The sequence below is a fragment of the Weissella cibaria KACC 11862 genome, assembly GCF_000193635.1.
GTDB classification, from domain to species: domain Bacteria; phylum Bacillota; class Bacilli; order Lactobacillales; family Lactobacillaceae; genus Weissella; species Weissella cibaria.
In genome coordinates, this window is the sequence record NZ_AEKT01000049.1 from 86,178 (window position 1) to 102,856 (window position 16,679).

Genomic DNA, 16,679 nt, shown 5'->3' on the forward strand with positions numbered 1-16,679 from the left:
CTCAACCGCTTTATTTATTAGTATTCATCGGCAATCAAGTTATATTGCATCGCAATACCCAAATTACCATTCGTTGTCCGCAAAGCATCAATAAACGCTTTTTCATCAACCCCGGATTTCATGCGCAACAAGTATTGTAACTCAAACAACGAACCCAATTCTGTGGTCTTAACACGCTTGAGCACAACCTTTTGCGCGTACTGTTTCAGCACATCTTCTACCATTTGCTTATCATACATATCTTCCGGCACCGTCAACTTTAATAATTGATCGGTTGTTTCGTGACCGCCAAAGTTCAAGACATTCATCAGCAACATCGCGACTAGCAAGATAATTGCCGAAATGACCGCATAAGCTAGGTAACCCAGCCCAGAAGCCAACCCAATGGCCATTGTCATCAGAACATACGTAATTTCAGCTGGATCACCCGGTGCTGAACGAAAACGGATAATTGAGAAAGCACCAGCTAAAGAAAAGGCGCGGGCCACATTATTACCCACTAACATGATAATGACCGCGATTACGACCGGCAATAAAACCAGCGTAAATGAAAACTTCTGTGGTGACACGCGTGAGTTATAAGTTTTTAGATAGACAAGCGCAGTCACTAAACCAAGCAACATCGCCGTCGCCATTGCAAGAATAAACGTCGGTAATGTGACGCTCGTCCCTGAACTTGTTGTTGTAAAAATTGAATTAAGCATGTGTAAAATCCTTTTCCATTAGCATTTGATACGCAGTCGCATGACGTTGAAACCCATCCTTTAGACCGCGTTCGAATTTTGAAAATCGCGTTGGCCGGAGCTTGTATTCGCCCAAAATTTGGCGCAAAAAACTAGGCATCCCCAACTCGGTTTTAATCTCCATCAACACCATCCCTGGTTTTAATAATTGATAGCCAATCGTCTCAGTTGCAATATCTAGTTCAGCCATGTCATATCGTACATTCCGGTCAAACGAAATCCGCAAATCACTGGTCGCCTGGGTCGCATGCAACGCTACGCGATCGTAAGCAATTTTAATCACCGGGTCTTGTTGTTGGACCCGCAGCGCAGCCACCTCGCGCGTAATTTGATTCGTTGGTAAAACTTGCGTCATTAAAAAGGCCGTCGCCGTTTGATAATCAACCGTTACGCGTCGCTTATACGTCTTCTTCAAGAACTTCTTCTTGATTTCTAGAAACGCCGGCTCACTCGCACGAGCCGGCCCGTACGTTCGCAAACGTAGGCGTTGTTTAAATTCATTCAATTCCAACCGCAATGCCTGCTGTGAGACGACATCCGTAATTGACGCAAAGTATAACGATTGAATCGGGTACCAATCACCGGCCTGATTATACTTATCAAGTCGCATCTTACCGGAATTAAGTAGCTGCTGAATAATTTTGTCGACCTGATCAGCCGTAATTAAATACTTCACTTCATATCGATTAAATACTTGCATGACTCTTCCCCCCGTTATTGCGGCATGCCACCCATTGGGCCACCAGCCATACCTTCTGTCAAACCAGACCCGGCCGTAACAGCAGTCGTTGTTCCCGCGACACTCACTTGATACGAATTACCAGCTGTAATACCCGTTGCAGCAACTGCTACGGTATCACCGTCAGCATTGGCCGTAAACGTCGCAATAACCTTGCCGGATTCATCGCTTACCTTAACCGCATCACCGGTTTTAACACCGTTCGGTAGCTTCACATAAGCGCCATCGAAAGTTGCACCTGTACCAGTTCCACCATACAGCAACGTCCCACCGGTAAATGTCATGGTACCGTCAAGATCAACCGCTTCATTATCAGGCGATGAATTGATCATCGCGTTGATTGTACCGCCTGAAATTTTCACATCACCGTTCGAATCTAAGCCATCACCGCCAGCTAAGAACGCCAATTTACCAGCCGTAATATTTAAGATTGGCGTCGTGTAGCTCCCGGATGCGTTAACCGCATCATCCGTACTTGAAATAGTTGTATCACCACCATTCAAGTCGATCTCATTTGCCTGCAGTCCTTCATATGAACTAGTTACCTTGACCTTACCGCCAGAAATAACTAACTTACGCTCGGCTGAAATACCATGGTTACCAGATTCAGTACCGGTCGCTACCGTAATATCGCCGCCCTTAATTTCAACTAACCCTTTGGTTTCATCATTGTCTTGATTCGATTCGATAGCATCATCCTTAGCCGTTACATTGACCGTTCCATCTGTGATATGCACGGAATCATGTCCGACTAAGCCATCATTAGCTGCCTTGGCAAATAGAGTACCTGATTTAATTTTCAAATCGTCCTTGGTATATACTGCGTCCTTAGCATCGCCATTCACCGCCAGTGTTCCGTCACCCTTAAACGTCAAATCGTGGGTCGCATAGATAGCCCCTTTAACCTCATCAGTATCGGCAATCGTCCCACCGTCAATTAGGTTAACGGAATTAGCGGCCGTTTCGATAACTGTCTTATCGGCATTCTTTTCATAAATAGCAGCTCCTTGACTAGCGGTCAAATCAACGCCATTCATAATAATCGTGACCGCATCCTTGTCGCCGGCATCAACAATGATTTGAGCGTCCGTTGCCGTCCCCGTAAAGTAGTACGTCCCACCTTTTGAAATTGTAACCGTCTTCCCTGACACCTTGACTCCTTCACCCGAAGTTGTCATCTTAGACAAATTAACAGTCCCTTTGGCGGCCACCTTGCCAGAAGCATCCCCAGTTTTAGCACTCGTGGGATAACTGGTCGTTACCGCAAGATTCGTCTTTTTAGTTGATAACGAACTTGCTGTTTGCGATGTTTGATTATCACCTTGTGATTGCTGCGTTACCGCATACCCGGCACCACCGATTACTAATACGCCTGCCAACGCAAGCGTTGCAATTGTTTTCTTCGTTGTCATAATTATTACCTCGTGATTAAGTATCTTTACTATGCGGGAGAAAGCTTAAACAACGACTTAACTGGGCTGATATGAACCTTAAATTTTTTGAACAAAAAATGACGATTCTTTTCGGAACACGTTTAAAAAAAGAGTGAGACGAAAGGCGCTTTGAACCTGATGATAACGTTGTTTGACCCGCTTATGCCTTGGCGCGCAGCGTAGAGGTGTAAGTGGGTCAAATGGCGTTATATTAAGGGTTCAGCCTTTCGGAACACGTTTAAAAGGCCACCAATCGGCCGATTTCACATCGGTAGATTGGTGGCCTTACGCACCTTTAATTACCTTTAGATCGCTGTTTCAACCCGCCACCGACGCCAATAATCCAGAACAAGACGGCAAAAATACCATAACCGTATAGATATTGAGAGCCCGTTCCCGCAATCGTCAAGATACCTTGCAGGACTAACCAGATTGTTATTGACCAAATCGCCAAATTCGACCATTGCCAAAAACGTTGTAGCGCGAGTTGCCAGGTGACATCGATTTTCGTTAAAATCAGCGTCCCACGGATCAACGCGGGTATTAACGGTATCAACCACGCCCAATTCAGGCTCGCTGATTGCACACCATGACCAAAATGATTATACACAAGATGGAAGATAAAAATAAAAATTGAAACGCCTACCCATTTTAGGACCGTTTTATATCGTTGCATCTTTTGCTCCTTTAATTTGCGTAACCAAAATACAGCATATCTGACACTGCACGTTCGGATGACTGACCAGAACCACCAACTGGATTATTAATCACTTTACCGTTCAAAACCATTGTTGATGAGCCACCACCATCCAAATTATAAGCGTAGGTCGCACCGTGATCGGCCATCACATTAGCTAACTGATAGAGCGACAGACCAGTTGATTCTGACGTACGACCATCTGAAACCACGACAATATAGTGATTCTTACCCACCTGACCAATGGCCGTCCGTGGGTTTGACGCCTGCGATTGCCCGACTTCCTCAGATTCAGAAACCGTCACTTTACTATTTTCTACAAGGGTCGGTCCGAAACTCAAAACTTGCTGCGCACCATCCTTCAGTAATGTACTAGCGCTAGTATCAGTTTGATTAACTGACTTCATATTGCCATCGCTATCAATCACTAACGCATCCGTGTCCGCAGCAGCTGTATCACGGTACAGCGTACCGTTTCGAACGACATATCCTGTGTCGCGGAAGCCGTAATAATCACCATTAATGGCAAATATTGCCTGATGATCACTCGCCATCGATGACGTGGTTTCTGTATAATTTCGGCCATACGTATTATTAGCCAAGGCAGTCTGCAATAAACTCGGATCATCGACCGTAATATCTGCCACATAAACACTCGTGCCAGATACTCGTTCTGTTGTGACCTTAATTTTCATATGACTATCTTCATACGACGTTGCAGTCGTCTTAACCGAGCTCGTTTCTTTTTTAACCGTCGTCTTGACCTGCTTTGTACTCGTTGCAATGGCCGTACCAGAGTGTTGCAGCATAAACGTATCTACCAACGTGAAACTCGTATAAAGCGTTAAGATGGTTGCGGTTATTAAATTTAATTTACGACTCATGAATTTGCTCCTGACGTTGCTTAAATACTAGTTGCTTTTGAATCAGGTAACTACCAATAAAGATAATGACATCGACCATGATTTTCACAGGAATTGGATGCGGAATAACCGTATCAACAAGTTGTAATAGCACAGCCGACAAAATCATCTGAACACTAAATAGGATGAGATATCGTCGACGATCACCCGCGACATTCTGACTTCGGAACACCCAGCGCTGATTCAAACTGAAGTTAACAACGCCAGAAACCAGACGCGCTAGTACAGAGGCTAGCAACAATGTTCCTGTTGACGCATTATGAAACACGGTCATTAACAACAATGCGAATAACAGTACGTCAACGCCGGCTGAAGTTAACGAAGACAAGCCAAATTTCAAGAAACGTCGATAGACTAAGAGCGAATCACGCACTGGATGAAAGTGCGTTCCTTCATTTTGCCCTTCGTAAATGATCTGAATTGGAATCATCGTCAGCTTGATTTGCAACGACTTTAATTCAAGCAGCATGTTCATCTCGTATTCAAAACGCTCTCCTTGCACATTAGCCATTGCAGGTAAAATCGCCATTGGTAGCCCGCGTAAACCCGTTTGTGTGTCCGGAATCGTCAGACCCGTTGCCAACTTCGTCATCTTACTCGTAATGGTATTCCCCCAATACGACTTTGCCGGCACTTGCCCTTTTTCAAAATTTCTAACGCCCAACACAAGACCTTGTTCGCCAGCCTCTAACACCTCCGCCATGTGAACGATATCGTCAATCGCATGTTGGCCATCTGAATCGGCCGTCACCATCCCGACACTGTTTGGAAAATGTTGTTGGACATAACCAATCGCTGTTTTCAAAGCGGCGCCCTTCCCCCGATTGGTCTCATGAGTTAAAACAACAGCGCCTAACTCTGCCACTTGACCAAATATGGTTTGGAAGTGAATGCCTGATCCATCATCAACCACCACAACCGGGCGACGTGACACTTTGCGAATTGCCATCATAACAGTAATAAAATTTTCAGTTGGTTCAAATGCCGGGATAACAATCACGGCATGGGTCCCTGTTTGTTCAATCTTCATAAGCAGTTCCTCGCTTTCTGTTCGTGGAACATCTTATGATTTGTAACCGAAGCGAAACTTCAACCAGCCACAAACAAATCTTAAACGCAAAAACGCTCGAATTATCCAACCGTTAATCGGAAAATTCGAGCGTTCGCAACACCTGATTTATTTTAATTTTTGGTTTTTCGACATCGTCATACTAAAGACTGTCCCATGTGGTTGATTATCAAGCACTTCAATCGAACCACGGTGCCCCTGCACAACCCACTTGGCAATCGCTAGTCCAAGACCGTGCCCACCCGTTGAACGGGAACGCGCTTTATCAACACGGTAAAAACGATCAAACAGATGTTGCTTATCGGCATCCGGCACGCCTTTACCAGTATCAGAAACTTGCAATTTAATATTATTACCAGCCGCACTCGCACTAATCACAACGTTAGCACCTTCACCAGCATACTTTTGCGCATTATCAGTCAAAATCACCAATAATTGGCGCAGACGTTGGGCATCCCCGACCATCGGCAACGTTTCTGGTACATCAACCGACAATGTTTGGCCCTTTTCTTCAGCATTAAATTCATAAATATCACCGACTTCACGCGCAATGGCGGCCAAATCAACGTCGGCAAACGCAAACAATGGCACATCAGCGTCAGCTTGCGACAGCGTCAGCAAGTCACCGGTCAAATTATTCAAATGTCGGACCTCGGTTAACGCATTCGCGACGTTTTCCACTTGGTCCATCACCGTGTCATTTGGCCGTTCAAGCATCCGTTCCAAGTTATTCTGAATAACCGTCATTGGCGTTTTAAATTCGTGGGCGGCATCAGCCACGAACGTCCGTTGTTGTGACCACGAACGCATAATTGGTCGCATATTGGCCCGAGTTAACGCAATCGCCATCAATAACAACGCAATTTCAGACAGTGCGAAAATCCATACCAGTCGATTCTGGAACGCATCAACCATCTCGTGTTCGGTCGTCACATCAACAAATGCCATTTGATCACCATGCCGGTAGAAAAAGTACCAACTACCCCGATATGACTTCAAATAAACCTTGCCTTCTTTCAACGCCAACGCATCTTGGAACGTTTGGACATAGTCAGTCACTTGGGCAGTTTGCAACGGCCGGTCAAACCCACTTTGCGGGGCAAATGCCTTTTCGACACGTTCCTGCGCATTGCCGTACATCACGACCCGGAACTGGCTAATAGTAAACGTCCCAATCAACGAGAACACCATCGTAAAACCGACGACCATCAAAATAGTCATCTTCACCTGTTGCGGTAGCGAAGCGCGGATTCTTTGCAACCACTTGGGTAGTTTTATTTTCGCGAAAAACGCCCTGATTTTTTCAAGCATCACGGCGATTTTCGACTGTTTTTCAGTTGGCACCATTAAGCTTCCGTCGCTGCATTTAGGGTGTAACCCACGTTACGCAACGTCTTAATGTTTACTTGGGCATCCGCGTTGCGCAAGTTCTTACGAAGGTTTGACATGTAAACTTCAACAACCGTCAATGACGTATCTGAGTCAAAGCCCCACAAACGATCAAAAATTTGATCCTTTGTCACAATCTGGCCAACGTGTTGCATAAGGTAAACCAGCAGACCAAATTCACGACCTTGCAGACTAATTTCTTCATTATTAACGAGAACCCGGTGTTGATCGATGAAAACTTGCACATTCCCAACTTCCAAAGCGCCATCTTGACCCAAAACACCCGCGTGACGCAATAACGTCTTCAAACGCGCCAATAATTCTTCCTTATAGAAAGGCTTAGTAATGTATTCGTCGGCGCCTAAGTTAAAGCCTTGCATCTTATCAGACAATTCGCCCTTTGCCGTCAACATCAAGATCGGCAACGTTGGATAAAGCTCCTTGGCTTTCTTCAAAATGGTAAAACCATCTTGACCTGGCAACATGACATCTAAGACCACGGCATCATAAACACCAGATTCAATCTCGTACCAGCCTTCATCACCGTCATGCACTTGCGTCACTTCACCAAGATCTGAAATCGTTTCACGAACCGTATCGTTCAATGCATAATCGTCTTCAACTACCAATAATTTAATCGTATTTCCTGCCATCTCACTAACCTCGCTGCACCCAAAGATTTTTTCATTTCGTATTTAATGACTTAAATATAGTGACTGAACCTTAAAATCGGCATAGTGGCAACTTTGCCGAACCTTAAATATTTAAGGTTTCTCCTTCATTATAATCATTTCCATTCCGTAAGTCTTGGTAGAATGATTAATAGGAGGAACAACTATGTTATTTGATACCATTCACCACATTGCCATCAACGCATCAAACTACGATGCCACTAAAAACTTCTATGTTAATAAACTTGGCTTCCAAGTAATTCGCGAAAACGTGCGACCAGAGAAAAATGATATCAAGTTGGATTTGCGCCTTGGCACACAGGAACTCGAGATTTTTATCAGTGATAAATTTCCAACGCGACCATCGTTCCCTGAAGCGCGCGGTCTACGCCACTTGGCTTTTAAAGTTGCCAGTGTCCCTGACACGGTCGCCTATTTGGCTACCCAAGGCATCAAGAGTGAGCCCATTCGTACCGATGATTACACCGGTGAGAAAATGACCTTCTTTTTTGATCCTGATGGATTACCGCTTGAAATTCATGAATAGGTTTTGAAACCAAAGGAAAAAGGCACCAGGTTCGCCACCTGGTGCCTTTCCGACCATACTTCTTAAATTGCAATCCGCATGGCCGTCCGGTAGTTGCCTACCGGGCTAAATACAATTACGTATCGCCCTTGTTTCCTATACAAGGGCGATACGAATCGTTTGATTGCTATAATCTGACAAAACGTATCACCCCCTTTCCTAGATTGACTATAATTATAGACCCTAATTTTGGAAATTCAAGTATGAAAGTCATTCTTTTTTCTGCTGAATAACACCCACGGCGGCTACTGTTGTTAACAGACCCAGCCCGGCCCAAGTTAGCCATGGCGTCGCCGCAAAATCCGTTGCTGGTAACGCTGGTGTAGGCGCCTGCGTAACCATTTCCGGCAGAGTTGCTACAGGCCTTGGCGCTGGGTTTAGTTTCTGATTAACTAAGTTATTCGGGCGACGCGCATTCTGGGCCACTAACTTCGCTGGCCGTGCCGTTACTTCATGCGGTGCCGACTGGGCCGGTTGCAATACTGGTTGAGATGGCGTCACTAATCGACGTGTCAGCACATCTTGTTTTGGCGGTGTTACACGAACGGACGGCAGTGTCACTCGTCGACGTGGCACTTGCCGTGTCTGTTCAACTGGCACACTAACTGGTGTGGGCGTTTCAACTGGGCCAATTATTTTAGGCTGTTTATCCTCATGGTCAATTTCAACTGCAGGTGTCATCGCGACATCATCATCAAGCGGAATGCCATGTTCTGTGCGATCACCGTCGCCATCGTCATCCCCCGCAATTATTTCAGCAGGTGTTTCTTCGACGTATGAATCGTACACATACACAACCGCGATGGTTTCATTGGCTTTACCGTAATGTCCGTGGGCATTATCTGTCACCCGAACCATGCGATAAGCCGGCAAGGTTTTAGCTGTCGTCGCGTAGGCCGTTCCTGGATTAGCAATGGTTGTTTCGGTCGGCGCGACTTCATGGCCAAATTCATCAACGTGAAACACCTTCAAACGGGCTTGACCATTAATATCAACCACATCCGGCGTGGTTTGGGCATACAACGGCGCGGCGACCGCCAACAAGTCACCGTTACCATCATACGTTTTCAGGACGCTAACGGCCGCATTAACTGCTGTGTTATCAGCAAACCGGAGATAGAACTGGTGCCCATGTGACCCTGTCCCCTCTGACGGGTGGTCACCACCAGCCCGGCCAATATTCGCGTCAAGCTGTTTTAGGTCGGCTAATGTCAACGCCCCCGTTGCCTGATGTTGCTGCAAAAATGTCGAGAATGAACCATCATGAAAATTATCAATGCCCCACTCAGTGTATGGATTCCCCATATTATAGGCCAAAGTATACGAGCCATCATCGTTCAGTCGCGTCGTGTACGCGCCGCGACCATTTCGTGCCAACTCACGCGCAATCGTTTCGTCTGACGCAGCCCCATCAATGGTCACGAACGTTTGCGCGTAAGTCGGTTCGGTATTCATTTGACGGGTGGTCGCTGAAATGACTGTCGCTTGGTAGTCACCATTTTTATTTTTATCGACCACATAGTACGTCGAGTAGCCGGACGACGAATTCACTGATAACACCGTACCCGCTTCAATTTTCACCTGTTGAATTTGCACTAAATCACTGGTCGCAAACTGGTCATTTTCGCGAATTTGGGCCGTCTTAGTCGCATCCCCACGTAACAAGGCATTCATATACCCATCATCTTGGTAATAACTACCAACCCCCATCTGGTCACTTTTGGTAAAAATATGTTGCGTTGCGACGCCCGGCGCATCAGTCTGAAAACGTGATGCGAATGCAAAATGGCCCACAACTTCAGTCTGGCCGAACACGATGCGAGCGGACCCGGTTTTCGCTGCCCAAATTGGCGCTTCCGGCAGTGGCGCCGCGGTCGATCCGGTAATCGTTAAATGTGAATCCACCCGTCCAATCGGGGTTGCTTGTAGTGTCAGCCGTAACGCTTGTCCCACAACTTCATATGCCCCGATCATCTGTTTATCATGTTGTAACACACCATTCGCGCGCACCAAATCATATCGCTGGCGATTAACCGTGTTATCCGAAATCATTTCACCATACAACGGGATCGTAATCGTGTCACCGGCCTGGTATTGGCCGGTGGTATTATCAATGGTTAGCCCCACTGCAAATCCATTCACAATTCGTGCATCAGCCACTTGCACAAAACTTGTACCAGCTGGCAAAACCGTCCCGGCGGCATTAACGGCGCCACTAACCGTTGTCGTCACAGTTCGTGCTACTAAATTATCGGTAGACCAATCCCAATTTTTAGGGTCGCGAGTTGCCACATTAGGTGCCACCATCATGGTGACCTTGTCTTGTTCTGCCGCTCGAACTACCGGCATTATCCCCAACACCGTCATTGTCACACCCAATAGTACCGTTGGCCCTTTAAGCCCTAATTTGGGCATTTGTCCCACTGACCATTCATTCATCAACGCCATTCGCACTCCCATACCCCCTGTTTGTCGGACGAAAATCAACTTCGATCATTATACGTAAGTCCATTACGAACAGTCTAGCGAACAAAAAAGAAGCGACATAGACCAATTCGCTATATCGCTTCTGCTTTTGTTATTTAATTTCTTGTGCGGTCGTCAGTTGATCCCGCAATTTGTGGCGTTGAATCTTGCCACTAGCCGTTCGGGGGAAAGTTTCCGTCTCAAAGAATCGTACCGGCACTTTATAGTGGGCCAATCGGTCACGACCAAAGTTACGTAACGCCTCAAAATCCATCGTTTGTTCGCCTTTAAACATCACAAAAGCGACCGGGACAGCACCCCAACGATCATCTGGAATACCAACGACTGACATTTGGGCAATCGCATCCGCTTCACCATAGACCGATTCGATTTCGTCAGGGAACACGTTTTCACCACCTGACGAAATCATATCGCCTTCACGCCCTTCAACGTACAAAAAGCCTTCATCATCCAACCAACCCATGTCACCGGTATCGAACCAGCCATCGACAAACGCCTCGGCATACTTATCTGGGCGATTAAGATAACCCACCGCTAAGGTTGGCGACTTGATTTGAATGCGACCGACTTTGTCAGCATCATTAATTTTTTGGACTCGCACTTCAACCGGGAATAAAGGCTTCCCCGCCGATCCCAACTTGCGCGTTGCACTGCTTGCATCCAGTGCAATCACTTGCGACGCTGTTTCAGTCATCCCATATGATTGCACAATCTCAATGCCGGCAGCCGTCGCTTTTTCCAAAGTCGTTAAATCAGTTGGTCCGCCACCAAGCAACATGGTCCGGAAACGTTCATGGTAGACAGCTCCTGCCGGTAGCTGAGCCAATAACTGTTTCAACATGACTGGGACCACTGAGATGGTTGTCACTTGACCTGTTAATAATTCCTGGTTAATCCGTTCGACATCAAAACGTTCATATAGCACAACACCCATTCCATAAATCAATGAGCGCATCATAATTGACAGCCCACTAATATGGAAGATTGGAACCGCCGCAAGCCAGACATCATTTGGCGTCAGCCCCAAATTGAGCGCTGAACCAACTGCTGAATAGAAGTGATTCCCAAACGTTTGCATGACACCCTTGGGATTACCGGTGGTACCCGAGGTATACATAATTGACGTCACTTTATCTAATTCAAACGCCGCAACTGGCGTGATTGGTTCCGCTTCAGTTGCTAAAATCGCTGAAAAGTTAAGCTGGTGAACATTCGCCAACTCGCCAACAAAGGCATCATCTTGTAAAACCGTTGTGATTGCAGCATCTGCTAGTTGAAAGGCCATTTCACGAGGTGACAACCGGCGATTCAACAGCACGACCGTCTTATCAAGTTGTTGAATCGCTAAAATCATAAGGTAACCCGTTAAATTATTGGGCGTAATTAAGGCAATGCGCTCATTATCATCCACATGTTTCGCGATTTGTCCTGCAATCTGCAACACCCGCTTGCGCATTTCAGCAAAGGTGAGCGTTGCATCACCAAACCGAATCGCCATCCGGGCGGGCGTTAAATTCGCGCGCTTGGTTAGCCAATTTTCCATTGTGCTTCCTTTCAATAGAAAGCCCCACATCACAAAATCATTGATGCGGGGCGTCTGTTCTTTTGTCTTTAAAAATGCCGCTTATGGGAACTTAGGGAACTGCGTAAAGTCTGGCTCACGCTTCTCAAGGAAGGCATTTTTACCCTCCTTACCTTCGTCCGTCGTGTAGTACAACATCGTGGCATCACCCGCGAATTGTTGCAAACCAGCCAAACCGTCCGTGTCAGCGTTCATTGCTGCCTTAATGAAACGGATAGCAGTTGGTGACTTCTTCAAAATTTCGTTTGCCCATTCCATCGTGGCATCCTCAACTTCAGCCAAAGGCACAACGCGGTTAATCCAGTTCATGCTGTACGCTTCATCAGCCGTGTAGAACTTCGTCAAGAACCATACTTCCTTCGCGCGCTTGTGACCGATAACACGGGCCAAGTAACCTGAACCGTAACCTGCGTCAAATGAACCAACCTTTGGTCCAGTTTGACCAAACATGGCGTTGTCAGCCGCAATCGTTAGGTCGGCAACCAATTGCAAGATGTTTCCACCACCAACGGCCCAACCCTTGACCATCGCAATGACTGGCTTTGGAATAATACGAATCAAGTGTTGCAAGTCCAGCACATTCAAACGGGCAATGTGGTCTGGTCCCACGTAACCACCGTTACCACGTACTGATTGATCACCACCAGATGAAAATGCCTTATCACCAGCTCCCGTCAAAATGATAACTCCAATTGAGGCATCATCACGCGCCATTGAAAATGCATCGATCATCTCTTGCACCATTACCGGTGTAAAGGCGTTGTGACGGGCTGGATTGTTCATCGTAACCTTCGCCACCGCATCCGAACGCTCAAACAAAATTTCTGAGTATTCTTTGATGGTTGTCCATTCTACAGTCATTTATATATCTCACTTTCTGAATTTCGAGTTTCAATTCCCTTGGTCTCAAAATATGCTTCTTAAATTATAGCTTTTTTCTACCCATTTTTCCAAAAACTCGTTAAACTTATATTTACCACTTTAACCATTTGTGTGACTTTTTGTTCGTGTTCGCTTTATTTTGGTGTACATACAAAATACATACATTTAAATTGAAAGGTTGATTATCACAATGAATGCAATTGAATATTTAAACATTTCTACTGAAAAACTAACCGCGGAAGAAGTCATTTTGACCATGCCAATCCGTGATGAAGTTAAGCAACCATACGGCATTGTTCATGGCGGTATCAATGCGTTGCTTGCCGAAACAGCCGGTAGCTTCGGCGCCAACTACGGCCTTGATAACACCAAGCAAGTACCTGTCGGCTTGGACATTCACACGCACCACATCGCACAAGCGACAGAAGGCACATTGCGCGCCATCGCCAAGCCAATTCACGCTGGTCGTCAAATCCAAACTTGGCAAATCGATACATTCGTTGTCGAAACTGGTAAGCACACTTCCTCATCAACATTAACGGCTATGATTATTCCCGTTCGGCGCTAGGTGATTTGCTAATCGCGACGTATAATAGTCAACAAACAGAAACGTCATTTTTCAGTTCAACTAGAGGAGATTGCCATGAAGGCTTTGTTGATTATTGATTACACAAATGATTTCGTCGCACCAGAGGGACCATTAACTGCCGGGGAGACAGCTCAAGCACTCGCACCACGATTGGTCGAACTTGCTGATGAATTTTTAGCTAACGGTGATGCCGTCATTTTGCCAACTGATTTACACGTACCAAATGACCCCTATCACCCTGAGACAAAATTGTATCCAGCTCACAACGTCGCCAACACACCAGGCCGCGACTATTATGGCGTCCTTGCTGATTGGGTTGCTGCGCACAAGGACGATGCTAACGTGTGGATTTATCCTAAGAATCGTTACAGCAGTTTCGCTAATTCTGATTTGGATAATTATTTGCGATCACGTGATATTAAGGATATTCATTTGACCGGGGTCGACACCGATATTTGCATTTTGCACACAGCGGTCGACGCCTACAACTTGAACTACGACATTACCGTCCATGCCGATGGCGTCGCAAGTTTTACCCAAGAAGGTCACCGTTGGGCACTTTGGCACTTCAAGAACGTGCTCGGTGCAACCGTGACACCGGATATTAATTACAATCTAGACTAGAACAAAAATTAGAAAAGCCACTTTGGACAAATTTTCCAAAGTGGCTTTTTCTCATTATTATTTAATCCCAAAATGCGCTGCAGCTGCTCCAAAATTAAAACGTTGGTAGGCAACCGTCTTGAAACCAGTCTCACGCATCAAGTCAGCCAAAGCTGTAAATGACATGAATTCTTCTGTCGTCTTTTCCAAGTAGTCATATGAATCCTTATCATGAGCAAACACCTTACCCATCATCGGCATCACACCCTTGAAGTACATCTTCCAGAATGGCTTGATAACCGGATTGTCAGGTTGTGATGTTTCCAAGACAACCAACTGACCACCAGGCTTCAATACACGATACAATTCTTGCATCCCCTTTTCAGCATCTGGCAAGTTACGCAAACCAAATCCAATCGTTACCAAATCGAAGGTGTCATCTTCATATGGTAGTTCCATGGCATTCCCTTGCGTTAGGGTTACCCAAAAACTCACGCCGGCTTCGCGAACTTTTTCGCGGGCGACAGCCAACATTTCTGAACTCAAATCAAACCCAGTCACATGGCCCTTATCACCTAATTCTTTAGCCAACGCAATCGTCCAGTCACCCGTTCCAGCAGCAACATCTAAAATTTGGCCATTCTTTGGAATATCGATTGACGCCATCGTCTTGGCACGCCAACTGCGGTGTGTCCCCAAACTGATAATATCGTTCATCTTGTCATAGTCTTTTGCCAAACCATCAAAGATGCCTTGGACACGTTGTGGCGCTTTGTTCATGTCATATCCCTCAATCATTTTTAGTGTACTTACATTATACAACGATTACCCAGGCGACGCATTGCGACATCTCAAATCCATTGTCACGTTATTTGTATATGGCAATAAGCTTTAATTAGGCAATCGAAACAAACACCCCAGTATCATTTGTATCACCTGATAGGCGCCAACGCTTTAACATCAATACATCACAGTCATAATCAATGACGATTGGTCTTAATTTGGCTACATCCGCTTCTTTTTGTTGCGCCAGTACGTCGCATCGTACCCAACCGCGTAAGCGTAATCGTGGCATCCACTCTAATGGCGGCAACATCATCATCGGTTTAATTTGACCATGGAGATAATCTTGTAGTTGCTTCACTTCTTCTTGCACCTGCGGTTTACGTGTCTGTGACACATGCGGAATCACCAACACCGTCGCACCTAAATCAAAAATGTGCGCTTCACTCCCCTCCCCCACTGCACGATGCCAAACTGCATCAATTTTGCCTAAATGTATGATGCCAACACCTCTTTCAACATCACGCAATCGCGTCGTCGCTGACCAAGACCATACTGGCCGCTCCCCAAATTCACGAAACGCCGCCTCTAAACTCACTAGCGGATTGTCTGCGCGCAATTGCGATACGCCATCACGCGGTAAAATGCCGTCGCCAATTTGCTGTGGCAAGCCGGCCGACACATGCTGACTAGCATCCGGAATCACAACCATTGTCACACCTTGCGACAACATCCCTGCCACCATTCGTCCCCAATTCACACTGCCCGCGGCCAAACAATCCATTTCCAACACTACTAAACGCATATTTTCATCCCCCAAAAAGTCGCTAATATAGCTCAGTCTAGCGGACTACAAGCCCCGGAACAAGGGCATTTCTGCACAACTATCATGCAAAAAATGTACCATCACCGTTAACAATAAACGGGTTAAACAAAAACGTGATTAGCCAGTAGCACCGGTCTAATCACGTTTCGTATTTTATACTTTGATGATTAATCTGCATAACAGTCAGCATAATCAACAAAAATTTAATTTCATAAATCGCCCAAACGACCCCACTTAGGTCGCGCGTCCGCTTCCGCCTCTGCTTCAGATTCAGCCGCCACTTTGTCGGCATAATACATATCCGCTAAATAATCATGCGCAGCTGGTTGCTGCATTTTCACCTGCTTATCAGTTGGTGTGGCGACCGCCGGTTCTGATTCAACCACCTCAGGCATCTCAAATTGGCCATCACCTGTCGCAAGCACTTGTCCCAATAAATCATGCAACTTTTCAACTTCTTCGCGGGTTAGCGTTAGCCCCTTACCCATTTTGGCATGATCCGGTGACCACGTTCGCAAATCATACTTCGGTTTGTTGGCACCCCATTGCACGACATTTAATTGCATCTCCCAGCCAGACTTACTCGTTGAGAGCGTCCCCAATTCTTCTAAAATTTCATACTTCAAATCAGCCATTTCAACCTCATTTCTGCTTGTAACGCCTGTAACAGGCAAATT

17 protein-coding genes are annotated in these 16,679 nt (G+C 46.0%); 3 read left to right on the top strand and 14 right to left on the bottom strand.

Translation table 11 applies throughout. The features are described from left to right. Positions 1–17: 17 nt before the first annotated feature. From ESE_RS0110245 to ESE_RS0110280, 8 genes are all read right to left on the bottom strand, one after another. Positions 18–704 carry a DUF4956 domain-containing protein gene (locus ESE_RS0110245; protein WP_010375023.1) on the bottom strand — a complete coding sequence of 229 codons (687 nt, stop codon included), beginning with the start codon at positions 702–704 and terminating at the stop codon, positions 18–20. Continuing rightward, the gene (locus ESE_RS0110250) at positions 697–1,443 is read right to left on the bottom strand and encodes a polyphosphate polymerase domain-containing protein (RefSeq protein WP_010375024.1); all 747 of its coding nucleotides are present in this window, start codon (positions 1,441–1,443) and stop codon (positions 697–699) included. Before ESE_RS0110250 ends, ESE_RS0110245 begins: the two co-directional genes overlap by 8 nt. Positions 1,444–1,457: 14 nt before the next feature. Next, positions 1,458–2,894: a carbohydrate-binding domain-containing protein gene (locus tag ESE_RS0110255; protein WP_010375025.1), complete on the bottom strand. Its 1,437-nt coding sequence runs from the start codon at positions 2,892–2,894 to the stop codon at positions 1,458–1,460. A gap of 316 nt (positions 2,895–3,210) precedes the next feature. Beyond that, the gene (locus ESE_RS0110260; RefSeq protein WP_010375026.1) at positions 3,211–3,591 is read right to left on the bottom strand and encodes a hypothetical protein; all 381 of its coding nucleotides are present in this window, start codon (positions 3,589–3,591) and stop codon (positions 3,211–3,213) included. An 11-nt stretch (positions 3,592–3,602) separates the two neighbouring features. Continuing rightward, a complete protein-coding gene (locus ESE_RS0110265) occupies positions 3,603–4,496 on the bottom strand; it encodes a phosphodiester glycosidase family protein (RefSeq protein WP_010375027.1) in 894 nt (297 codons plus the stop codon). Next, positions 4,486–5,565 (bottom strand): bifunctional glycosyltransferase family 2/GtrA family protein, encoded by a 1,080-nt coding sequence (locus ESE_RS0110270; RefSeq protein WP_010375028.1) that lies wholly within the window; start codon positions 5,563–5,565, stop codon positions 4,486–4,488. Before ESE_RS0110270 ends, ESE_RS0110265 begins: the two co-directional genes overlap by 11 nt. A 147-nt stretch (positions 5,566–5,712) precedes the next feature. Then, positions 5,713–6,825: a sensor histidine kinase gene (locus tag ESE_RS0110275; protein ID WP_010375029.1), complete on the bottom strand. Its 1,113-nt coding sequence runs from the start codon at positions 6,823–6,825 to the stop codon at positions 5,713–5,715. Between the two features lie 125 nt (positions 6,826–6,950). Next, a complete protein-coding gene (locus tag ESE_RS0110280) occupies positions 6,951–7,646 on the bottom strand; it encodes a response regulator transcription factor (RefSeq protein WP_010375030.1) in 696 nt (231 codons plus the stop codon). A 184-nt stretch (positions 7,647–7,830) separates the two neighbouring features. Between ESE_RS0110280 and gloA2 the strand changes: the two genes are divergently transcribed. Next, positions 7,831–8,211: an SMU1112c/YaeR family gloxylase I-like metalloprotein gene (gene gloA2, locus ESE_RS0110285; RefSeq protein WP_010375031.1), complete on the top strand. Its 381-nt coding sequence runs from the start codon at positions 7,831–7,833 to the stop codon at positions 8,209–8,211. Positions 8,212–8,460: 249 nt separating this feature from the next. On the opposite strand, the gene ESE_RS0110290 is transcribed toward gloA2, so the two are convergent. From ESE_RS0110290 to menB, 3 genes are all read right to left on the bottom strand, one after another. Then, positions 8,461–10,710, bottom strand: coding sequence for a MucBP domain-containing protein (locus ESE_RS0110290; RefSeq protein ID WP_080553244.1), 2,250 nt, complete (start codon positions 10,708–10,710; stop codon positions 8,461–8,463). Positions 10,711–10,828: 118 nt separating this feature from the next. Next, complete coding sequence (locus ESE_RS0110295) at positions 10,829–12,280, bottom strand: o-succinylbenzoate--CoA ligase (protein ID WP_010375033.1); 1,452 nt, start codon at positions 12,278–12,280, stop codon at positions 10,829–10,831. A gap of 81 nt (positions 12,281–12,361) precedes the next feature. Further along, on the bottom strand, positions 12,362–13,180 hold the full coding sequence (gene menB, locus ESE_RS0110300; RefSeq protein WP_010375035.1) for a 1,4-dihydroxy-2-naphthoyl-CoA synthase: 819 nt from the start codon (positions 13,178–13,180) through the stop codon (positions 12,362–12,364). A 211-nt stretch (positions 13,181–13,391) separates the two neighbouring features. Here menB and ESE_RS0110305 point away from each other — a divergent pair, with 211 nt between their 5' ends. Beyond that, positions 13,392–13,769: a PaaI family thioesterase gene (locus ESE_RS0110305; protein WP_010375036.1), complete on the top strand. Its 378-nt coding sequence runs from the start codon at positions 13,392–13,394 to the stop codon at positions 13,767–13,769. A gap of 75 nt (positions 13,770–13,844) precedes the next feature. After that, a complete protein-coding gene (locus ESE_RS0110310) occupies positions 13,845–14,414 on the top strand; it encodes a cysteine hydrolase family protein (RefSeq protein ID WP_010375037.1) in 570 nt (189 codons plus the stop codon). 57 nt (positions 14,415–14,471) lie between these two features. On the opposite strand, the gene ESE_RS0110315 is transcribed toward ESE_RS0110310, so the two are convergent. From ESE_RS0110315 to ESE_RS0110325, 3 genes are all read right to left on the bottom strand, one after another. Next, positions 14,472–15,173 (bottom strand): demethylmenaquinone methyltransferase, encoded by a 702-nt coding sequence (locus ESE_RS0110315; RefSeq protein WP_010375038.1) that lies wholly within the window; start codon positions 15,171–15,173, stop codon positions 14,472–14,474. Between the two features lie 115 nt (positions 15,174–15,288). Then, the gene (locus ESE_RS0110320; protein WP_010375039.1) at positions 15,289–15,981 is read right to left on the bottom strand and encodes a hypothetical protein; all 693 of its coding nucleotides are present in this window, start codon (positions 15,979–15,981) and stop codon (positions 15,289–15,291) included. Between the two features lie 230 nt (positions 15,982–16,211). After that, complete coding sequence (locus tag ESE_RS0110325; RefSeq protein WP_010375040.1) at positions 16,212–16,637, bottom strand: YdbC family protein; 426 nt, start codon at positions 16,635–16,637, stop codon at positions 16,212–16,214. Between the last annotated feature and the right edge of the window lie 42 nt (positions 16,638–16,679).